The 16,346-nt window shown below is 45.0% G+C and carries 14 protein-coding genes; 12 read left to right on the forward strand and 2 right to left on the reverse strand.

Annotated elements, in window-relative coordinates:
- From BM082_RS07505 to purF, 7 genes are all read left to right on the forward strand, one after another.
- On the forward strand, positions 1-2,496 hold a 2,496-nt coding region (locus tag BM082_RS07505; RefSeq protein WP_280138441.1), incomplete at its 5' end, for a FimV/HubP family polar landmark protein.
- Positions 2,497-2,672: 176 nt separating this feature from the next.
- Entirely contained in the window at positions 2,673-3,464 is a 792-nt protein-coding gene (truA, locus tag BM082_RS07510; RefSeq protein WP_074926259.1) for a tRNA pseudouridine(38-40) synthase TruA, read from the forward strand.
- Positions 3,465-3,795: 331 nt separating this feature from the next.
- Complete coding sequence (gene accD / locus BM082_RS07515) at positions 3,796-4,728, forward strand: acetyl-CoA carboxylase, carboxyltransferase subunit beta (protein ID WP_017014177.1); 933 nt, start codon at positions 3,796-3,798, stop codon at positions 4,726-4,728.
- A 130-nt stretch (positions 4,729-4,858) separates the two neighbouring features.
- Positions 4,859-6,127 carry a bifunctional tetrahydrofolate synthase/dihydrofolate synthase gene (gene folC, locus BM082_RS07520; protein WP_074926261.1) on the forward strand — a complete coding sequence of 423 codons (1,269 nt, stop codon included), beginning with the start codon at positions 4,859-4,861 and terminating at the stop codon, positions 6,125-6,127.
- 2 nt (positions 6,128-6,129) lie between these two features.
- Positions 6,130-6,690, forward strand: a complete 561-nt coding sequence (locus BM082_RS07525; protein ID WP_074926263.1) for an SPOR domain-containing protein — start codon at positions 6,130-6,132, stop codon at positions 6,688-6,690.
- 63 nt (positions 6,691-6,753) lie between these two features.
- A complete protein-coding gene (locus BM082_RS07530; protein WP_074926266.1) occupies positions 6,754-7,245 on the forward strand; it encodes a CvpA family protein in 492 nt (163 codons plus the stop codon).
- A gap of 32 nt (positions 7,246-7,277) precedes the next feature.
- Complete coding sequence (gene purF, locus BM082_RS07535) at positions 7,278-8,792, forward strand: amidophosphoribosyltransferase (protein ID WP_074926270.1); 1,515 nt, start codon at positions 7,278-7,280, stop codon at positions 8,790-8,792.
- 132 nt (positions 8,793-8,924) lie between these two features.
- On the opposite strand, the gene BM082_RS07540 is transcribed toward purF, so the two are convergent.
- Both BM082_RS07540 and BM082_RS07545 read right to left on the reverse strand, forming a co-directional pair.
- Positions 8,925-9,524, reverse strand: a complete 600-nt coding sequence (locus tag BM082_RS07540) for a Yip1 family protein (protein ID WP_017011983.1) — start codon at positions 9,522-9,524, stop codon at positions 8,925-8,927.
- 207 nt (positions 9,525-9,731) lie between these two features.
- The gene (locus BM082_RS07545; protein ID WP_074926273.1) at positions 9,732-10,622 is read right to left on the reverse strand and encodes a LysR family transcriptional regulator; all 891 of its coding nucleotides are present in this window, start codon (positions 10,620-10,622) and stop codon (positions 9,732-9,734) included.
- A gap of 339 nt (positions 10,623-10,961) precedes the next feature.
- Here BM082_RS07545 and BM082_RS07550 point away from each other — a divergent pair, with 339 nt between their 5' ends.
- From BM082_RS07550 to tviB, 5 genes are all read left to right on the forward strand, one after another.
- Positions 10,962-12,017, forward strand: coding sequence for a response regulator (locus BM082_RS07550; protein ID WP_017016080.1), 1,056 nt, complete (start codon positions 10,962-10,964; stop codon positions 12,015-12,017).
- A gap of 224 nt (positions 12,018-12,241) precedes the next feature.
- On the forward strand, positions 12,242-12,739 hold the full coding sequence (gene rfaH / locus BM082_RS07555; protein WP_074926274.1) for a transcription/translation regulatory transformer protein RfaH: 498 nt from the start codon (positions 12,242-12,244) through the stop codon (positions 12,737-12,739).
- Between the two features lie 90 nt (positions 12,740-12,829).
- A complete protein-coding gene (locus BM082_RS07560) occupies positions 12,830-13,966 on the forward strand; it encodes an LPS O-antigen chain length determinant protein WzzB (protein ID WP_139218775.1) in 1,137 nt (378 codons plus the stop codon).
- A gap of 29 nt (positions 13,967-13,995) precedes the next feature.
- Positions 13,996-15,036 carry a Gfo/Idh/MocA family protein gene (locus tag BM082_RS07565; protein ID WP_074926276.1) on the forward strand — a complete coding sequence of 347 codons (1,041 nt, stop codon included), beginning with the start codon at positions 13,996-13,998 and terminating at the stop codon, positions 15,034-15,036.
- A gap of 16 nt (positions 15,037-15,052) precedes the next feature.
- Complete coding sequence (gene tviB / locus BM082_RS07570) at positions 15,053-16,327, forward strand: Vi polysaccharide biosynthesis UDP-N-acetylglucosamine C-6 dehydrogenase TviB (RefSeq protein WP_074926279.1); 1,275 nt, start codon at positions 15,053-15,055, stop codon at positions 16,325-16,327.
- Positions 16,328-16,346 lie beyond the last annotated feature (19 nt).

Raw genomic sequence — 16,346 nt, forward strand, 5'->3', positions numbered from 1 at the left:
ATCGATGATATTTTGAATGCGACTGAAGCGTCAGGCCAAGATGACATCGATGATATTTTGAATGCGACTGAAACATCAGGCCAAGATGATATCGATGACATTCTTGGCGAAACAGAGACCTTGCTTGATGAGTTGGTTGATGACGTTGACGAAAACGGCGAGGCGATAGTATCAGAAGAGATCGACGATAGTGACGATCTCTCTATCACGTCGGACAGCGATGATGTCGACATTTCAGAGTCTGATGCCTTGCTTGATGCGTTCCTCAATGGTGACGATGACGAAGATGCATTGGACGAAACCACGCTGCTTGATGAATCTGTGGATGACGACGATCTTCTTGACGAGGTGCTTGGCGAATCCGCGGATGATGAAGAAGTTGATCTCGGAGAAACCGATGTTCTGCTTGATGAGCTTCTGGGTGACGATGATCTCGACGACGAGAGTGCTGTTCTAGACGAACTGCCAGAAGATGGCGATGACTTGCTATCACTTGACGACGAAGACCTGCTATTAGCGTCTTCCGACGCTGATGAAATGTCATCTGACGACCTTTCCTCGTTTGATGATCCATTAGACATTGATGGGGTGACGGACTCTGCTGATGATGACAACACGACATCAGAGGATACTGACGAAAAAAAGTCTGAAGAGACGTTAGATGCTGACACCTTGTCAGCCCTTGATGTGATGGATGATCCGAGCGAATCGGATGATGATGTTGAGGCGCCACTCGAGACGCCTGTCGATGAAGCGCTGGAGAGTGATGAGTCGGCCGATGAGCTTTCAGCATTACTGGATTCTGTTGCAGAAGACGAGACAACGGATGAGCAAGCTGATGCTTCCTCCATTGATACCGACGAATTGGACGCGCTGGTTTCTGATGGTGTTGAATCTGATGAGATTGTTCCAGAGGCGTCTGAGACCGAAATGGGTCTGCTTGATGATGTGCTTGAAAATAGCCTGGACGAAGAGAACGATGCTTCTTCAGAGCTTGAAGACACCGTTAATGTCGATGAAGAGGATATCGCGGGCTTAATCGCAGAGGATGAGTCTGTTGAATTAGAGAGCGAAACCGAGGCATCGGACAGCGATTTAGCGTTACTGGATAGCCTGCTTGATGACGTCGATGATTCTGACGAAGAGCAACAAGCGGAAGAAAGCGAAAAAGCGGTTGAGTCTGCTGGTGATACAGAGCCATTGGAAGTGCCAGCCTCATATGCAGAGCTTCACGTTGCAGATGACGATACGCCGCTAGACCTGTCTGATTTCCCTGAATATGACGAAGAAGCTGCGCTGGCTGACAGTGAATCAGACGCGTCAAATGCTGAACGTGAATCGACAGCGCCTGACGCTTCAGCCTCTGATGAAGAGCAAGATGCATCAGATGATGAGTTCGACCTATCATCACTGTCTGAATATACGGAAGAAGATGCTGCGGCTGAGTTCGATGTACCTTCTTCTCGCAATGATCTCGATGTACCCACGTCTTCGCTTATCGAACAAGCCCTGCGTAACAATGACGTTGCGGTTGAAAGTGAGAATGAAACTGGCGTTGAAGATAACGTCTCTGCACCTTCTGATCTTGGTGACACCGACTTAGGCGAAGCTGACATAGGTGAAGCTGATTTCGGCGCTACAGAGAATCACACGTTAGCCTTCCCGCCTGTTGACGCCATTAGCATTGATGACTTGGGTGAATTTGACGAAGAAGATGCTCTCGGTGCAGCGCTTGATGAGCAAAGAGAGTTGGATGAGGCTGTTCCACCGAATAGCCATGGCGAGTTTTCACAACCGAGCGCACCGCAATCTCTGGCAATGGAGATGGATGAGCTTTCTTCCCTTGAAGATGACGCGCATCAAGTCGCGGGTCTCAACATGGATGCCTTACTCTCTGAGTCGATGGACGATGAGCCGATGGCATTGAATGGCTTTGAGACAGACAATGACTTAGCAACGTTAGAAACACTAGAAACGGATGACGAAGCAAGCTTCGACTCTGACGACCTGTCTTTCCCTGATGACGAGAGTGACATCTGGCAAGCCGAAATGGAGCCAGAGCCTGAGCTTGAAACGGAAGATTGGTCTGAGCAACCCGAAATCCTTGGCAATGATGTCAAAGACATGGATTTGGATGGTGATCTTGAAGGGTTGTTGGAAGACGCAGAAAGTGAGTTGATTGAAGAGTCTTCATCAGACGATGCTTACATCAGCATTGAAGAGCTGATGAAAGATGATGGCTCACCACAAGATGATCCTGATACTGTGCCGATGGACCTCAATGTCGGCTTAGATGATTTCCCCGATGTATTGGGGGACATTGAACCTGCTGACGTGGACAGTAGCGGAGAGGCTGCTACCAATATGGATCTCGCCAAAGCTTACTTGGAAATGAACGATGTGGATGGCGCACTTCAATTACTTGAAAAAGTGATGCGAGGTGACGATGCGGCACTTAAAGCTGAAGCCAAACAGATGATTGAGAATCTGAATTAAACACGCTCATTTTATAGCGATTGAAAAAACGGCAGGTAACCCTGCCGTTTTCGCATTTTGAATGGGTGTTCTTTTTCATCGTTGTTAGTCTACGGGTCATTGTCGCTGCATATTGGGTAGGTTTGGGTATAATGCGCAGCTTGAAATTGATAAATCAGTAATGCAGAGACAGAAAAATGAGAATTGCCCTGGGTGTGGAATATGATGGTGCGCAGTACTTCGGCTGGCAGCGACAGCGTGAGGTGCCCAGTGTGCAAGAGCATTTGGAAAAAGCCCTGACGAAAATCGCGAATGAGCCGATTGAAGTGCAATGTGCAGGTCGAACAGATGCTGGCGTGCACGGCACGGGTCAAGTAGTGCACTTTGATGTGAACTGCGACAGGCCAATGCGTGCATGGACGATGGGCGTTAATACGCACCTTCCTGATAGCATCGCAGTGCGTTGGGCAAAAGAAGTGCCTGAAGCGTTTCATGCGCGTTTCACCGCAACGGCACGTCGTTATCGTTACATTATCTTTAATAACGCATTGCGCCCGGGCATTTTACGGCACGGTGTGAGTCACTATCATGGTGACCTTAATGAAACACTGATGAATGAAGCGGGGCAGTACCTGCTTGGAGAGAATGATTTTACGTCTTTTCGTGCCGCGCAGTGCCAATCTAATTCTCCTTGGCGAAATATTCATCATTTAAATGTGACTCGACAAGGCGCATTCGTGATCATAGATATCAAGGCGAATGCTTTCGTGCATCATATGGTACGAAATATAACAGGAAGTTTAATAGCTGTTGGCTTGAAAGAGCAAAAACCTGAATGGATAAAATGGCTATTGGAAGCCAAAGATCGCAACCTTGCCGCTGCTACGGCAAAAGCAGAAGGGTTGTATTTGGTTGAAGTGGATTATCCCGCCGAGTATGCACTGCCTAGTTCTCCAGCGGGTCCGCTGTTTCTTCCTGATTCAAAGTGATTGTTTTATAAGGTGTGCCGATGCACACCTTGTTTTTAATGTCACGTAATTCACTGAAAAAAAGACGTAATTCACGAAGAGTTACGCCAGATCATCTTGAATCACACATAGTGGTAGAAATAATACGGTGCGTACACTGTGTGAGAAAGGCTAGACAAAAAATAGGTAGTACCAGTTTTTTGTCCAAAGTCTTAACAAGTTGTGTTTTAATTCTTGGTTGAATTCGTAGAAATCTAGGCCACTTGCCGCTAATACCTGCCCTCGTCATTAAGCACTTTCAAATGCAACAGGGACGCAACGCAGGCAAGTGCTCCAAATGAAAAGGTCGTTCATGAGCTGGCTTGAAAAAATTCTTACAAAAAGCAACATCGGTTCTTCAAGAAAGGCGTCCATTCCTGAAGGGGTATGGACCAAATGTTCATCTTGCGAACAGGTGCTTTACCACGCTGAACTAGAGCGCAACCTTCAGGTGTGTCCTAAGTGTGACCACCACATGCGTATGAGCGGCCGTCGTCGCCTTGAAACCTTCCTAGACAAAGATAACCGCGTTGAGTTGGCATCCGATCTTGAACCTAAAGATTTGCTGAAATTCCGCGATTCTAAAAAATACAAAGACCGTATTTCTGCTGCGCAGAAGTCGAGCGGTGAGAAAGATGCACTGATCGTCATGAAAGGTGAATTACTTGGGATGCCAGTGGTTAGCTGTGCGTTTGAGTTTTCGTTCATGGGCGGTTCAATGGGCGCCGTTGTTGGTGCGCGATTTGTTCGTGCGGTCGAACAAGCGATCGAAGACAAGTGTGGCCTTGTGTGTTTCTCTGCCAGTGGCGGTGCACGCATGCAAGAAGCATTGATGTCTCTGATGCAAATGGCGAAAACCAGTGCAGCCCTTGAGCGTCTTTCGAAAGAAGGTTTGCCGTTTATCTCAGTACTGACCGATCCGACGTTTGGTGGTGTCACAGCAAGCTTCGCGATGTTAGGCGATGTAAACATCGGTGAGCCAAAAGCGCTTATCGGTTTTGCTGGTCAACGTGTTATTGAGCAAACCGTGCGTGAAAAGCTGCCAGAAGGTTTCCAGCGTAGCGAGTTCTTGCTTGAACACGGCGCTATCGACATGATTGTTGACCGCCGTGAAATGCGTCAACGCATCGGTGGTATGCTCGCTAAAATGACCGGCCATGAATCCCCATTGGTGGTGTCGGTTGACAAGCCATTGGAAGGTGAGGTTGTCGAAGCTGAACCGGTTGATGAAAATACCGAACAGTAAACGGTATTAAGGCAAGAAGTACGCTATCGCAGCACAGCTTCAAACCTTCACGTCTAAAAAGAGCGCCTTATGGCGCTCTTTGTCTTTTAGCTGATATGATTGATGTATTACTAGCTGTAGTAGATTACTGATGTCAGAACATATTTCGCCCAACGCAAACGCACCACTTTCGCAGTGGCTGGCGTATTTAGAGGCACTGCATACCAGTGCGATTGATTTGGGATTAGACCGCGTATCCGCGGTTGCTCAAAAAGGTCAACTTACCAAACCTGCACCGACAGTGATCACGGTAGCAGGAACCAACGGTAAGGGTTCGACCTGCGCCATCATTGAAGCAATTTTGCTGAAAGCAGGCTACAAAACGGGCGTGTACAGTTCACCGCACCTGATTCGTTACAACGAGCGTGTTCGTATTAACGGTAAAGAATTGGATGACGAACGCCATTCAGAGGCATTTGCCGTCATCGAAGCATTGCGTGGTGAAACGAGCTTAAGTCTGTTTGAGTTCGGCACGCTTTCAGCGCTTTGGCTATTTTTGGATAACCGCGTTGATGTTGTGATCCTTGAGGTTGGTCTGGGTGGGCGTTTAGATGCCACCAACGTTGTCGACCACGACGTTTCGGTTATTACCAGCTTAGCCATCGATCATGTTGACTGGCTGGGGGATGACATTGAAGTCATTGGCTTCGAGAAAGCAGGCATCTTCCGCACCAATAAGCCTGCTGTGTGTGGTCAACCTGAGCCGCCGGCCAGTGTTGCCGCTCATGCGGATGACATTGATGCACAATTGCATCAAGTGGGTTATCAATTCGATTACCAAAAAGAAGGCGACGTCTGGCATTGGCAATGCGGTGCATTTGATTTGCGTGACCTTCCTGTTCCGAATCTTCCTCTTCCTAACGCAGCAACCGCGTTGATGGCGTTGGGCCTATCTGAATTAAATGTCACCGATGAGCACATTGTTGAGGGGCTAGCCTCTGTCAAACTCGCAGGCCGTATGGAGCGTGCTTTTGAGTCACCGTTGGTGCTGCTTGATGTGGCGCACAATCCGCATTCTGCGGCATACCTCGCCACACAACTGGCTGAGCTTAAGAAAGGAAGTGACGTTAAGGTGCATGCGGTGGTCGCTATGTTGCATGATAAAGATATCACCGCCACGCTTGAAGAAATGAAAGCCGTGGTTGATGTATGGTATCCAGCGTCATTGACTGGCCCTCGAGCGGCTTCTGCGTCGCAATTGGCCGAGCATTTACCAGAACATGTTATCTGTTTTGATTCACCGACTGCCGCTTTTGAGTCTGCAAAAGCTGCACTTAATGGGGTTTCTGATATGGTGATTGTGTTTGGTTCTTTTTATACCGTCGGTGAAATCGCCGATCTCCTATCTAAAGCGGAGTAATTGTGGCAACTCAGTTTCAACATCGTTTAGTCGGCACGCTTGTCTTGGTCTCTCTTGGCGTTATTTTTCTCCCAGACGTCTTTGATGGTGAAAAAGCACATTATCTAGAAAATTACGAAGCGATACCGCTGCGTGAAGACTTTGATACTGAACTACTCACTGCGCCCGTTGAAGCGCCTGAAGATGTTGAAGCCTTCATGCCGCAAGAGCCTGTGACGGTGACGATCAATGAATCTACCGACTCACCTCAACCTGAATCTGAGCCTGCGGCAGTTGCGCAGGTGGAAGCATCTGTCCCGAAGGCGGGCTATGAGGATTCGGCCTGGATCATCCGCTTAGGCACTTTTAGAAATATAGAAAATGCAAAAAACTTGGTTTCAACACTTCGAGGCAAAGGCTACCCCGCACAGCTTATGCCTCGAGATGTGAAGCAAGGTGAGCTCGCGCGCGTGGAGGTTGGCCCTAATGTGTCGAAAGACAAATTAGAGGCAATGACTGCAGATTTGGAGTCTTTGACCGGCTTGAAAGGTCAACTGCTTAGATTTAACCCACTCAACCCTTAAGAAAACGTTTGCGTCGTCATTTTTTCTGTTAAAATGCGGCGAATCGCTCAGATGAAATAAAGAATGAATTGGATTGATTACGTCATTATCGGAGTGATCGGCTTCTCAGCATTGATTAGCTTGGTCCGTGGATTTGTGAAAGAAGCACTGTCGTTGGTGATTTGGTTTGGTGCTTTTTTTGTTGCCAGCAATTTTTACCCACAATTGGCTGCTTATTTTTCGAATATTCAGGATGAAATGATTCGAAACGGGGCTGCGATTGCAGCGCTGTTTATTGCCACCCTGATAGTTGGTGCCGTCGTGAACTATGTCATTGGACAATTGGTCCAAAAGACTGGCTTGTCAGGAACCGATCGTGTTCTTGGCGTGGTATTTGGAGGGATTCGAGGTGTGCTTATCGTAGCTGCACTCCTATTCTTCCTTGATGCTTTCACCAGCCTTCCCGGCGCCAGCGAGTGGAAACAATCACAATTAATCCCTAAGTTTGGGGTAGTGATTGAATGGTTTTTCTCGTATTTGGAGCAAAGCTCCAGCTTTTTGCCCAAAGTAATTTAGGGCTCCCTCTAGCGTTACAAGGAACTGCAAACATGTGTGGGATTGTTGGAATTGTAGGTGAAACCTCGGTTAATCAGTCGATTTACGATGCGCTAACGGTGCTTCAGCATCGCGGCCAAGACGCTGCTGGCATTGTGACTATCGACGAAAACCGCTTTCGTCTAAGAAAGGCAAATGGCTTAGTCAAAGATGTTTTCCAACTCAAGCATATGCAGCGCTTGCAAGGAACAGTAGGGATAGGGCATGTGCGCTATCCCACTGCGGGAAGTTCAAGTGCATCAGAAGCGCAGCCTTTTTATGTGAACTCTCCTTACGGTATTACCCTCGCTCACAATGGAAACCTTACTAACGCTAATCAACTTCGAGAATCTCTTTTTGCTCAAGACCGCCGCCACTTGAACACCACGTCTGATTCTGAAGTGCTTCTTAACGTACTTGCGCATCAAATTGATAAAGCAAAGTCGCACCCAGTTACCGAAGACGATGTGTTTAACGCAGTGCGTTCAGTGCATGAGCAAGTGATGGGTGCGTATGCGGTTGTTGCGATGCTCATCGGTCATGGTTTAATCGGCTTTAGAGACCCTGACGGCATTCGTCCTTTGTGTTTAGGTAAGCGCAAAGTGAATGGTCGTGATGAGTACATGCTTGCTTCTGAATCCGTTGCACTTGATGCGGTGGGTTTTGATTTCGTGCGTGATGTTGCGCCAGGTGAGGCGGTTTACATTACGCTTGATGGCCAGCTATTTACGCGTCAATGTGCGGCTACGCCGTCTTTGTCGCCATGTATTTTTGAATTTGTTTACTTCGCCCGCCCTGATTCCTTTATCGATAAGATTTCGGTCTATGCGGCTCGCGTCAACATGGGTAAGAAGCTGGGTGCTAAAATTCGCCGCGATTGGGAAGACCTAGACATTGATGTGGTTATCCCCATTCCAGAAACGTCTTGTGATATTGCGTTAGAAATCGCTCAAGTGCTGGACAAGCCATATCGTCAAGGCTTTGTTAAGAACCGTTATGTTGGACGTACGTTCATTATGCCGGGTCAGCAACAGCGCCGTAAATCCGTTAGACGTAAGTTGAACGCTATTCGCTCCGAGTTCAAAGACAAGTCAGTACTGCTGGTGGATGACTCTATCGTCCGTGGTACCACGTCAGAGCAGATCATTGAGATGGCACGTGAAGCCGGCGCAAAACACGTCTATATGGCATCTGCAGCCCCTGAAATTCGCTTCCCGAATGTGTATGGTATCGATATGCCAAGCGCAAACGAGCTGATTGCTCACGGCCGTGAAGTGGATGAGATTGGGAGCATCATTGGTGCTGATGGACTTATCTTCCAAGATTTGTCTGATTTGGAAGAGGCGGTTCGTGAAGGCAACCCTGATATTCAACAGTTCGAAAGCTCAGTGTTTAGTGGTCATTATGTAACGAAAGACGTAAATCAAGAGTACCTAGATTACCTTGAAAGTCTTCGTAATGATGATTCGAAAACAGTTCGTGAGCAGCAGCAAGAGCTGGCGAACCTTGAGATATATAACGAAAGCTGATTTCAGTGCTTTTGCTAAAACTGGCCAAGTTCCAAATGGCTTGTGGCTGAAGTATAAATTGAAAAAGCGCAGAGAAATTTGCGCTTTTTTTGTGTTTGGTCAAATGTGTTTTTTTGAGGTGCGTGCTTGCCGTTAATTCATGAACATTGGGCCGAAGCCAACATTCCACATGATGACCGAGCTGGCGAGAATCGCTACCATCAGCACCAGTCCGCACGTCACAACGGAGCTCGCGTAGATAAAGCCTCTATCTTCAGGTATGTGCATGATGATGGGCACGCCGGTGTAAAGGAGGTATACCGAATAAGCCACCCCAGCAAGCCCTACCAACATAATAAACCATACGACAGGGTACAGCGCTGCTAAGCCAACCATGAACACTGGCGTTGCTGTGTAAGCAGAAAGCTCCAGTGCTTGCGTATATGTAGGCTCAGAACCGAACGTTCGACTCATCCATAACGTTAAGTAAGCGAGTGCCATAACGCCGGTAATCAAGGCGAAATACATGGCAAAACCTATGATCAGCGCACTTTGCGAGGTCAGGAAAATAGGATCCCCAACGCCAATTTTCCAGCCAAGATGAACGCTAGCGTAATAAGCACAAATGGGGGGAATTAGCGCGATGATGGCAATGTGACCAAGGCTGCTTCCTGTGCCTTCGTGACGGTCATAAATTGTCTGCCATTCTTCTTTTGGATGTGTGTAGAGGCCGAGCAAATGTCCCAAAATCATAGTTACTCCTTCCGAACATTGTTGTTGTCGTGAAGTAGCACATCAAAAGATGCATCACTGCGAGGTATTGGTACTAAATCAGTCAACAAGATCGATTTACATACCTATAACAATTAGCTCTGCGAACGATGCTTAGCAAGTTTTATAGTACAAAACTTAGTTGATTTTTTAACCACTTATCGTATTTGGGACATTTGCGGATGACGGTCACATTTTTAATGTGTTCTTTTGAAAATACTCAAGCGTAAAGTCAATAAATGCGCGCAATTTTTCCGGTAAATTACATTTATCATGATACATCAGATAGATATCTCTGGGGTTTGACGTCCAATCAGAAAGAACTTGAACGAGCTTTCCTGACGCAATGTCTTGATTCACGAGAACATCTGGCATGAGAGCGATGCCTAATCCATCTTTGGCGGCGGTTCTTACAACGCCTAACTCGGTGGATTCAATCCGCCCTTGTGTCGTAATACTGAGTTGTTGCCCTTGGGAGCTGGTTAAACGCCAACGTCTGAGCGGGTCACCCTTTAACAGTTGGTGGGTATCAAGCATCGTTGCGTCAGTAATAGGCGCTTGATTGGCAACGTACTGAGGGCTTGCGACGAGTATGTCTTTCACACATTGGAGTTTACGAGCAATCAGTGAAGAATCTCTTTGAGGGCCAATACGAAAAAATGCATGACGTTCTTCACAGTGATCTGGCGATGCGTCATTGGAAAGTGATAAGTCGAGCTTTATCTCTGGGTACTGCAGAAGAAATGCATTAAACAGAGGGTGGAGGAGCTTGGTGGCAATGTTGGAAGGCGCACTTATACGCAAGACACCTGATGCACCCTTACAGCTCTCTGAGAGTGTCTCTGTTGTGGCGATCAATTGCTCAAGCAAAGGACGGCAAGACTCATAAAATGAATGTCCTGCGTCAGTAAGTGATAGCCTTCGAGCATCTCTATGCAAAAGACGGATCTGAAGGTCGTCTTCAAGTGCTTGAATTCTTCGTGTTAATGTCGCGACAGGTATGCCTGTTTTCTTTGATGCCGACGTATAGTTTCCGTTTTCCACGATTAAACGGAACAAATTTAAATCATCTAGTTTCATTTGATTTCACGATCTTGCGATGGCCTTCACTGAAAGACACTGAAGGTGTCATTTCAAATTAACATGTGGGACTTTTCGTTGTCTCATATCAAGAAAGCGTTATTGTAATGTGTGAAAATGTATGCATATTTACGCATAAGAAGTTTTCAATGGTTCGTCTATCGCATTAACTTTTTTCTTCGGGTATACATCGTCTTAAGCACATTGTGTATGGGTTTTCTACTTACGGAACAACGCCCCGTGCTTTTTCAATCTATCCTAAGAATAAAGATATCCCTTTCCTTGGCAAGCATTACAAGGAGCGAGAAAGCGAATCCTATTTAGACAGGAGAACAAACAGTGTTAGATGGCAAAGAAGTTCTCATTGTTGAAGATGATCCGGTGTTCAGCAAGATCATCGCAAGTTTCCTTCGTCATGAAGGATGTGTCGTTAGAGAAGCGGAAAATGGTTTAGATGGATTGAAAGCATTGAGAGAAGGGATCCCTGACCTTCTTCTGAGCGATCTCTCTATGCCTGTAATGACGGGTTTAGAATTCGTGGAGGAAGTCAGTCTCGAGTATCCCATGCTTCCTGTCATCGTCATCTCAGGCACAGGAGGCATGTCTGATGTCGCCCAAGCTTTACGATTTGGTGTGAAAGATTTCCTCATTAAGCCTATTGACGACATCATGGTGGTTAAATCGGCCATTTTGTCGGTTCTGGAAGAGTCAGACAGCTGCACAACCACGGATACCGATTTTTCCCAGCAGTGGTTCAAAGTGAGCCAAAACGCTGAGCAGCCTCTTACTGAGGAACTCAAGTGGCACCTCGATGACCTATTAGATAACCCGGGCAGTGCACGTGACTTGCTGATGGGGTTAATGCCTGAACAAGATTCCCAACAGGGTGATTGGCGCCTGTCTTACCATTCGCTTCAATCGGCTGATTCTAATCCAGTTGTCCTTGATTATATGTGGATGATGGATGGAAAAATGGCGTTTTACATGGTCGACAGTGGTTCAGCTGGCAAAAATGGCACAGCCACGACACTGATGATTCGGGCTTTTTTCAACGAATACCTTCGATCTCAAGATGCTGATGAAAGAGGCTTTATTCACCTTGTTCATCAGATAGAGCACGCAATCAAGAAATCAACATATGCCAGCCCAATCAGAGCGATGTTTGGTATTTTGAATGCGTCAGATAATCAACTTGATGTGCTGTCCGCTGGCTTAAACGCAGTAGTAGATGGAACCGGCAATGCGGTCATTGTGAAGAATGATTTCTTACTAGGAATAGATGCAGCAAGCACCCAGTTTCAAGCGATAGACCTATCAGGTGGAAGCGTCCGCGTTTCTCTGAGTGAAGTTGGTTTAACAAGTTTTAGCCTAGATATACAGAGACTTACCGCCTAATCAGCATTTGAAGATGAAACAAAAAGCCGCTGCTTATGCAGCGGCTTTTTTGTGCGTAAAATGAGAAGTTCAATGTTTTGCTAATGAAAACATGAACCAGTGCAGACAAAATGACCAGTTACTGAGACTACGCTTGCTGCGAGGTTTCGAGCCTAATATACTCATGCGTTGCATCGCAAAGACGATGTAACATCGAATTGGCTAGAAAATCGGCGAGACGTATAATGAACCCATGGTATCTGCTCTATTGTAAACGCAGCGAGCAACAACGCGCAGAGCAGCACTTAAAACGCCAAGGCGTCGATTGCTATTACCCTCAAGTTTCTGTCGAGAAAATTCGACGTGGAAAGCGTTCCTCTATCTTAGAACCTCTCTTCCCTAACTACGTGTTTGCCTCGTTTGACCCAGAGAAAATTTCATTTACAACTATACGTTCGACGCGTGGTGTTGTTGATTTTGTTAGGGTTGGAGCTTTGCCTCAATTAGTGCCTGTAGACCTTATTAAAAACCTGATGGTTATCGAAGACAATGATGATCAGCGAGAGCGTCTAAGTGAAGTTTGGAAGCATGGAGATGCCATCGCTATCTCACAAGGGCAGTTTGAGGGTATGGAAGCTATCTACAAAGAAGCTGATGGAGAGTTGCGGTCAATTCTGATGATCAACTTGCTCAATAAGCAGGTTGAAGTCTCACTGGAAAACGAGGTTTTGGATAACAAATAGGGCAGTTTTAAGCCCGTAACAAGATGAATTTTCGTGCTTTGGGAACGACACCTAAGGGCGGTAGCGTACAAGAAATTTAAGGTAGCGAAAGTGACGGATAATAAAATGCAAGGAACTCAGGAAGGTTTAGAAGATCACAATTTGTATACTGAGTCTGATATATTTGATTTTAAGAAGCTATCTAAGTCGGTTTGGGATGGCAAAGTTATCATTCTATCCACGATTTTTGTGTTGTTACTTCTCTCTGTATTTTACGCGTTAAAATCCCAAGAGTGGTGGACCTCCAAAGCCACCGTAACAGAACCAACATTAAACAGTATTGTTTCTTTTTCACAGTTGGTTAAAAGCTATCAGCCTGCATTTAATATATTGGATGCGGATAGCGTGTTAGTATCAAGCGGAAAAGAGTTAGATGACCTTATAGATACAAAATACATATTTGACCGATTTCTACTCTCATACAACTCGACTGAACAGAAAAGAAAATTCTTATCAAGTAGTGAGATCTTTAAGGAGATGCTCTCTAAAAATGAAGATAGTGAGGTTAAGCTTGATCCGCTAACTATTGAACGTTGGCTGGGGAAAATCTCATCAGAAACTAAAGAGAACAAAATTAGTAAAACGTATATTGCTTATTTGGAATTCGAAGCGTATACGGCCGAAGAGTCAAATCTTCTACTCAGAGAGTATGTGGATTTCACAAATAGAAATGTAGCAGAAATTGTATTTAATGAACTTTTCTCTATTGTGGAAGTGAAGAAAAACGAACTTCAACAGCAATTGAGCTTTGACTTGAATTTAGTCCAGCGTAAGGTAGAGAAGGAAATTTCGCTTTCTGAGGTTGCGTATGAAATTGCGAAAGGAGCGAATATATCTAGGCCTGTTTCGAATCTTCAATTGAATGAATTACAATCCATAGCTTTAGGAACGGATGCTTTGGCTGCAAAGATTGAGACACTAAAATCATTAAAAGATTTTACGAGTTTTTCTCCTAACTTGGAACGAGTCAGTTCTCGCCTTGATATATTAAACAGAGAGCTTCCTAGCTTTGATAACTTTCAACAGCTTCAACTCTTCACTTACTTACAGTCGCCTACATTGCCTTTAAACCGAAGTGAACCTAACAGGAAGCTCATTGTAATATTAGGTTCTATAGTCGGATTATTGCTAGGCCTTTGTATAGTAATACTAAGAGCTTTTAGAACTGGTTTTAAAGAGAATAAATAATTAGTGTGTCAGAAAAGGCTGAGATAAAAATGAATGACAAGAAAAAGATTAGGATAGCGGTGGTTGGTTGTGGTCGTATATCAAAAAATCACTTTGGTTCAATTCAGCAACTTGATCAAGAATTTGATCTCATTGCAGTTTGTGACACTGATCTCGACACGCTAAAAGAGCATAGCGAACGTTACAATGTTCCAGGTTATTCATCATTGGACTCACTTCTTGAAAAAGAAAACGTTGATTTGGTAACGCTATGTACACCAAGTGGGGTTCACGGCCAACAAGCAATAAAAGCCGCAAAGCATGGCGTTCATGTAATCACTGAAAAGCCAATGGCTACAAAATGGGAAGATGGTTTGGCGATGGCACGAGCTTGCGAACAGGCTGGTGTGAAGTTGTTTGTAGTCAAACAGAACAGAAAAAACTCTACGCTACAAATGCTCAAAAGAGCCGTGTCTGAGGGGCGGTTCGGAAAAATTCATATGGTTCATCTCAATGTTTTCTGGACTCGTCCTCAAGAATACTATGATCGCGCTGAGTGGTCTGGTACGTGGGACATGGACGGCGGGGCATTCATGAATCAAGCAACACACTATGTAGATTTATTGCATTGGCTTATTGGTCCTGTAGAAAAAATCCATGCGTTTACATCAACTCACCGTCAAATTGAAGTCGAAGACACAGGGGTTGTAAACATCAAGTGGCGAAATGGTGGCATTGGTTCGATGGCTGTAACTATGTGCACATATCCAAAAAACCTAGAGGGTTCAATTACCATACTTGGTGAAAAAGGCACAGTGAGAATCGGTGGTGTCGCCGTTAATGAGATCCAAGAATGGAACTTCGAAGACGAAAGGGATTACGACGTTGAGGTAGCGAATGCAAACTATCAGACTACCTCCGTTTATGGTTTCGGTCACCCACCATACTTCCAAAATGTAGCAGACGTGTTGAATGGAAAGGCTAAGCCAGAAACAGATGGTCGAGAAGGGTTGAAATCATTGGAATTGTTGATAGCAATCTATCGTTCTGCTCGTGATGGTGTCGAAGTAGGCTTGCCTCTAAATATTTGAATATCTGGAATTTAAGATGAAATTAGAAAACCTTAGAATTGGTATAATCGGCCTCGGATATGTTGGCTTGCCGCTAGCCGTAGAATTTGGAAAGCAATACCAAACCATTGGTTTCGATATTAATTCTAGTAGAGTAAAAGAGCTCAAAGAAGGAAAAGACGCTACGTTGGAATGTACTCCTGAAGAATTACGAAGCGCCGAACTCTTGAATTACACAGATTCACTAGAGGAAATCCGAGATTGTAATTTCTATGTGGTTACTGTGCCTACACCGATCACAGAAGAGAATACACCTGACTTATCTCCATTAAAAAAAGCATCATTAGCACTTTCAAAAATTATCTCTAAAGGAGATGTCGTTGTTTTGGAGTCGACGGTGTACCCAGGAGCAACAGAGGAAGTGTGTATACCAATCATCGAGAAGCATTCTAAATTAAAATACAACGAAGACTTCTTTGCTGGCTACAGCCCAGAACGAATTAACCCTGGTGATAAAGTCAATAGATTAACAACAATTAGGAAAATTACGTCAGGTTCGACTTCTGAAATTGCTGATTTCGTCGATCTCGTATATGGCACTATTATTCCTGCGGGTACCCATAAAGCCTCTTCTATTGCAGTTGCTGAAGCTGCTAAGGTTATTGAGAATACTCAGCGTGACTTGAATATTGCAATCATTAATGAATTTGCGAAAATCTTTAATAAATTAAATATAGATACAGAAGAAGTTTTAAGAGCAGCAGGAACGAAGTGGAATTTTTTACATTTCAAGCCTGGTTTAGTAGGTGGTCACTGTATAAGTGTAGATCCATACTATTTGACACATAAAGCGCAAGAAGTTGGATATAGGCCTGAGGTTATCCTCGCAGGCCGAAGAATAAATGATGGTATGGGTGAGTATGTCGCCACACAGCTTGTAAAAAAACTAGCAAGCAAGAAAATTCACATTGATGAAGCAAATGTGCTGATCATGGGCTTTACATTCAAAGGTGATTGTCCTGATGTTCGGAATACAAAAATTATTGATATTGTAAGAGAGCTAAAAGATTACAATATGAATGTTGATGTTTACGATAGTTGGGCTGATAAGCGCGAAGTATTAGAAGAGTACGGCATTGACTTGATTGATGAATTGCATGAAGGGAAATATGATGCCATCGTACTTGCAGTTGATCATAGCGAAACAAAGAAAATGGGTGTCGATGCTATTCGTAGTTTGGGTAAAAAAGGGCATATCCTATACGACGTCAAACATGTTCTTAATTTAGGTGATGCAGACATACGTCTTTAACTGTCTAAGAATAAGGTAA

Origin of the sequence: Enterovibrio norvegicus DSM 15893, from assembly GCF_900115495.1 — a bacterium.
GTDB classification, from domain to species: Bacteria; Pseudomonadota; Gammaproteobacteria; order Enterobacterales; family Vibrionaceae; genus Enterovibrio; species Enterovibrio norvegicus.

Coding starts and splice junctions, on each gene's coding strand:
- accD (WP_017014177.1), top strand. CDS start 3,796: ATGAGCTGGCTTGAAAAAATTCTTACAAAAAGCAACATCGGTTCTTCA.
- purF (WP_074926270.1), top strand. CDS start 7,278: ATGTGTGGGATTGTTGGAATTGTAGGTGAAACCTCGGTTAATCAGTCG.
- BM082_RS07545 (WP_074926273.1), bottom strand. CDS start 10,622: ATGAAACTAGATGATTTAAATTTGTTCCGTTTAATCGTGGAAAACGGA.
- BM082_RS07530 (WP_074926266.1), top strand. CDS start 6,754: ATGAATTGGATTGATTACGTCATTATCGGAGTGATCGGCTTCTCAGCA.
- folC (WP_074926261.1), top strand. CDS start 4,859: ATGTCAGAACATATTTCGCCCAACGCAAACGCACCACTTTCGCAGTGG.
- rfaH (WP_074926274.1), top strand. CDS start 12,242: ATGAACCCATGGTATCTGCTCTATTGTAAACGCAGCGAGCAACAACGC.
- truA (WP_074926259.1), top strand. CDS start 2,673: ATGAGAATTGCCCTGGGTGTGGAATATGATGGTGCGCAGTACTTCGGC.
- tviB (WP_074926279.1), top strand. CDS start 15,053: ATGAAATTAGAAAACCTTAGAATTGGTATAATCGGCCTCGGATATGTT.
- BM082_RS07565 (WP_074926276.1), top strand. CDS start 13,996: ATGAATGACAAGAAAAAGATTAGGATAGCGGTGGTTGGTTGTGGTCGT.
- BM082_RS07540 (WP_017011983.1), bottom strand. CDS start 9,524: ATGATTTTGGGACATTTGCTCGGCCTCTACACACATCCAAAAGAAGAA.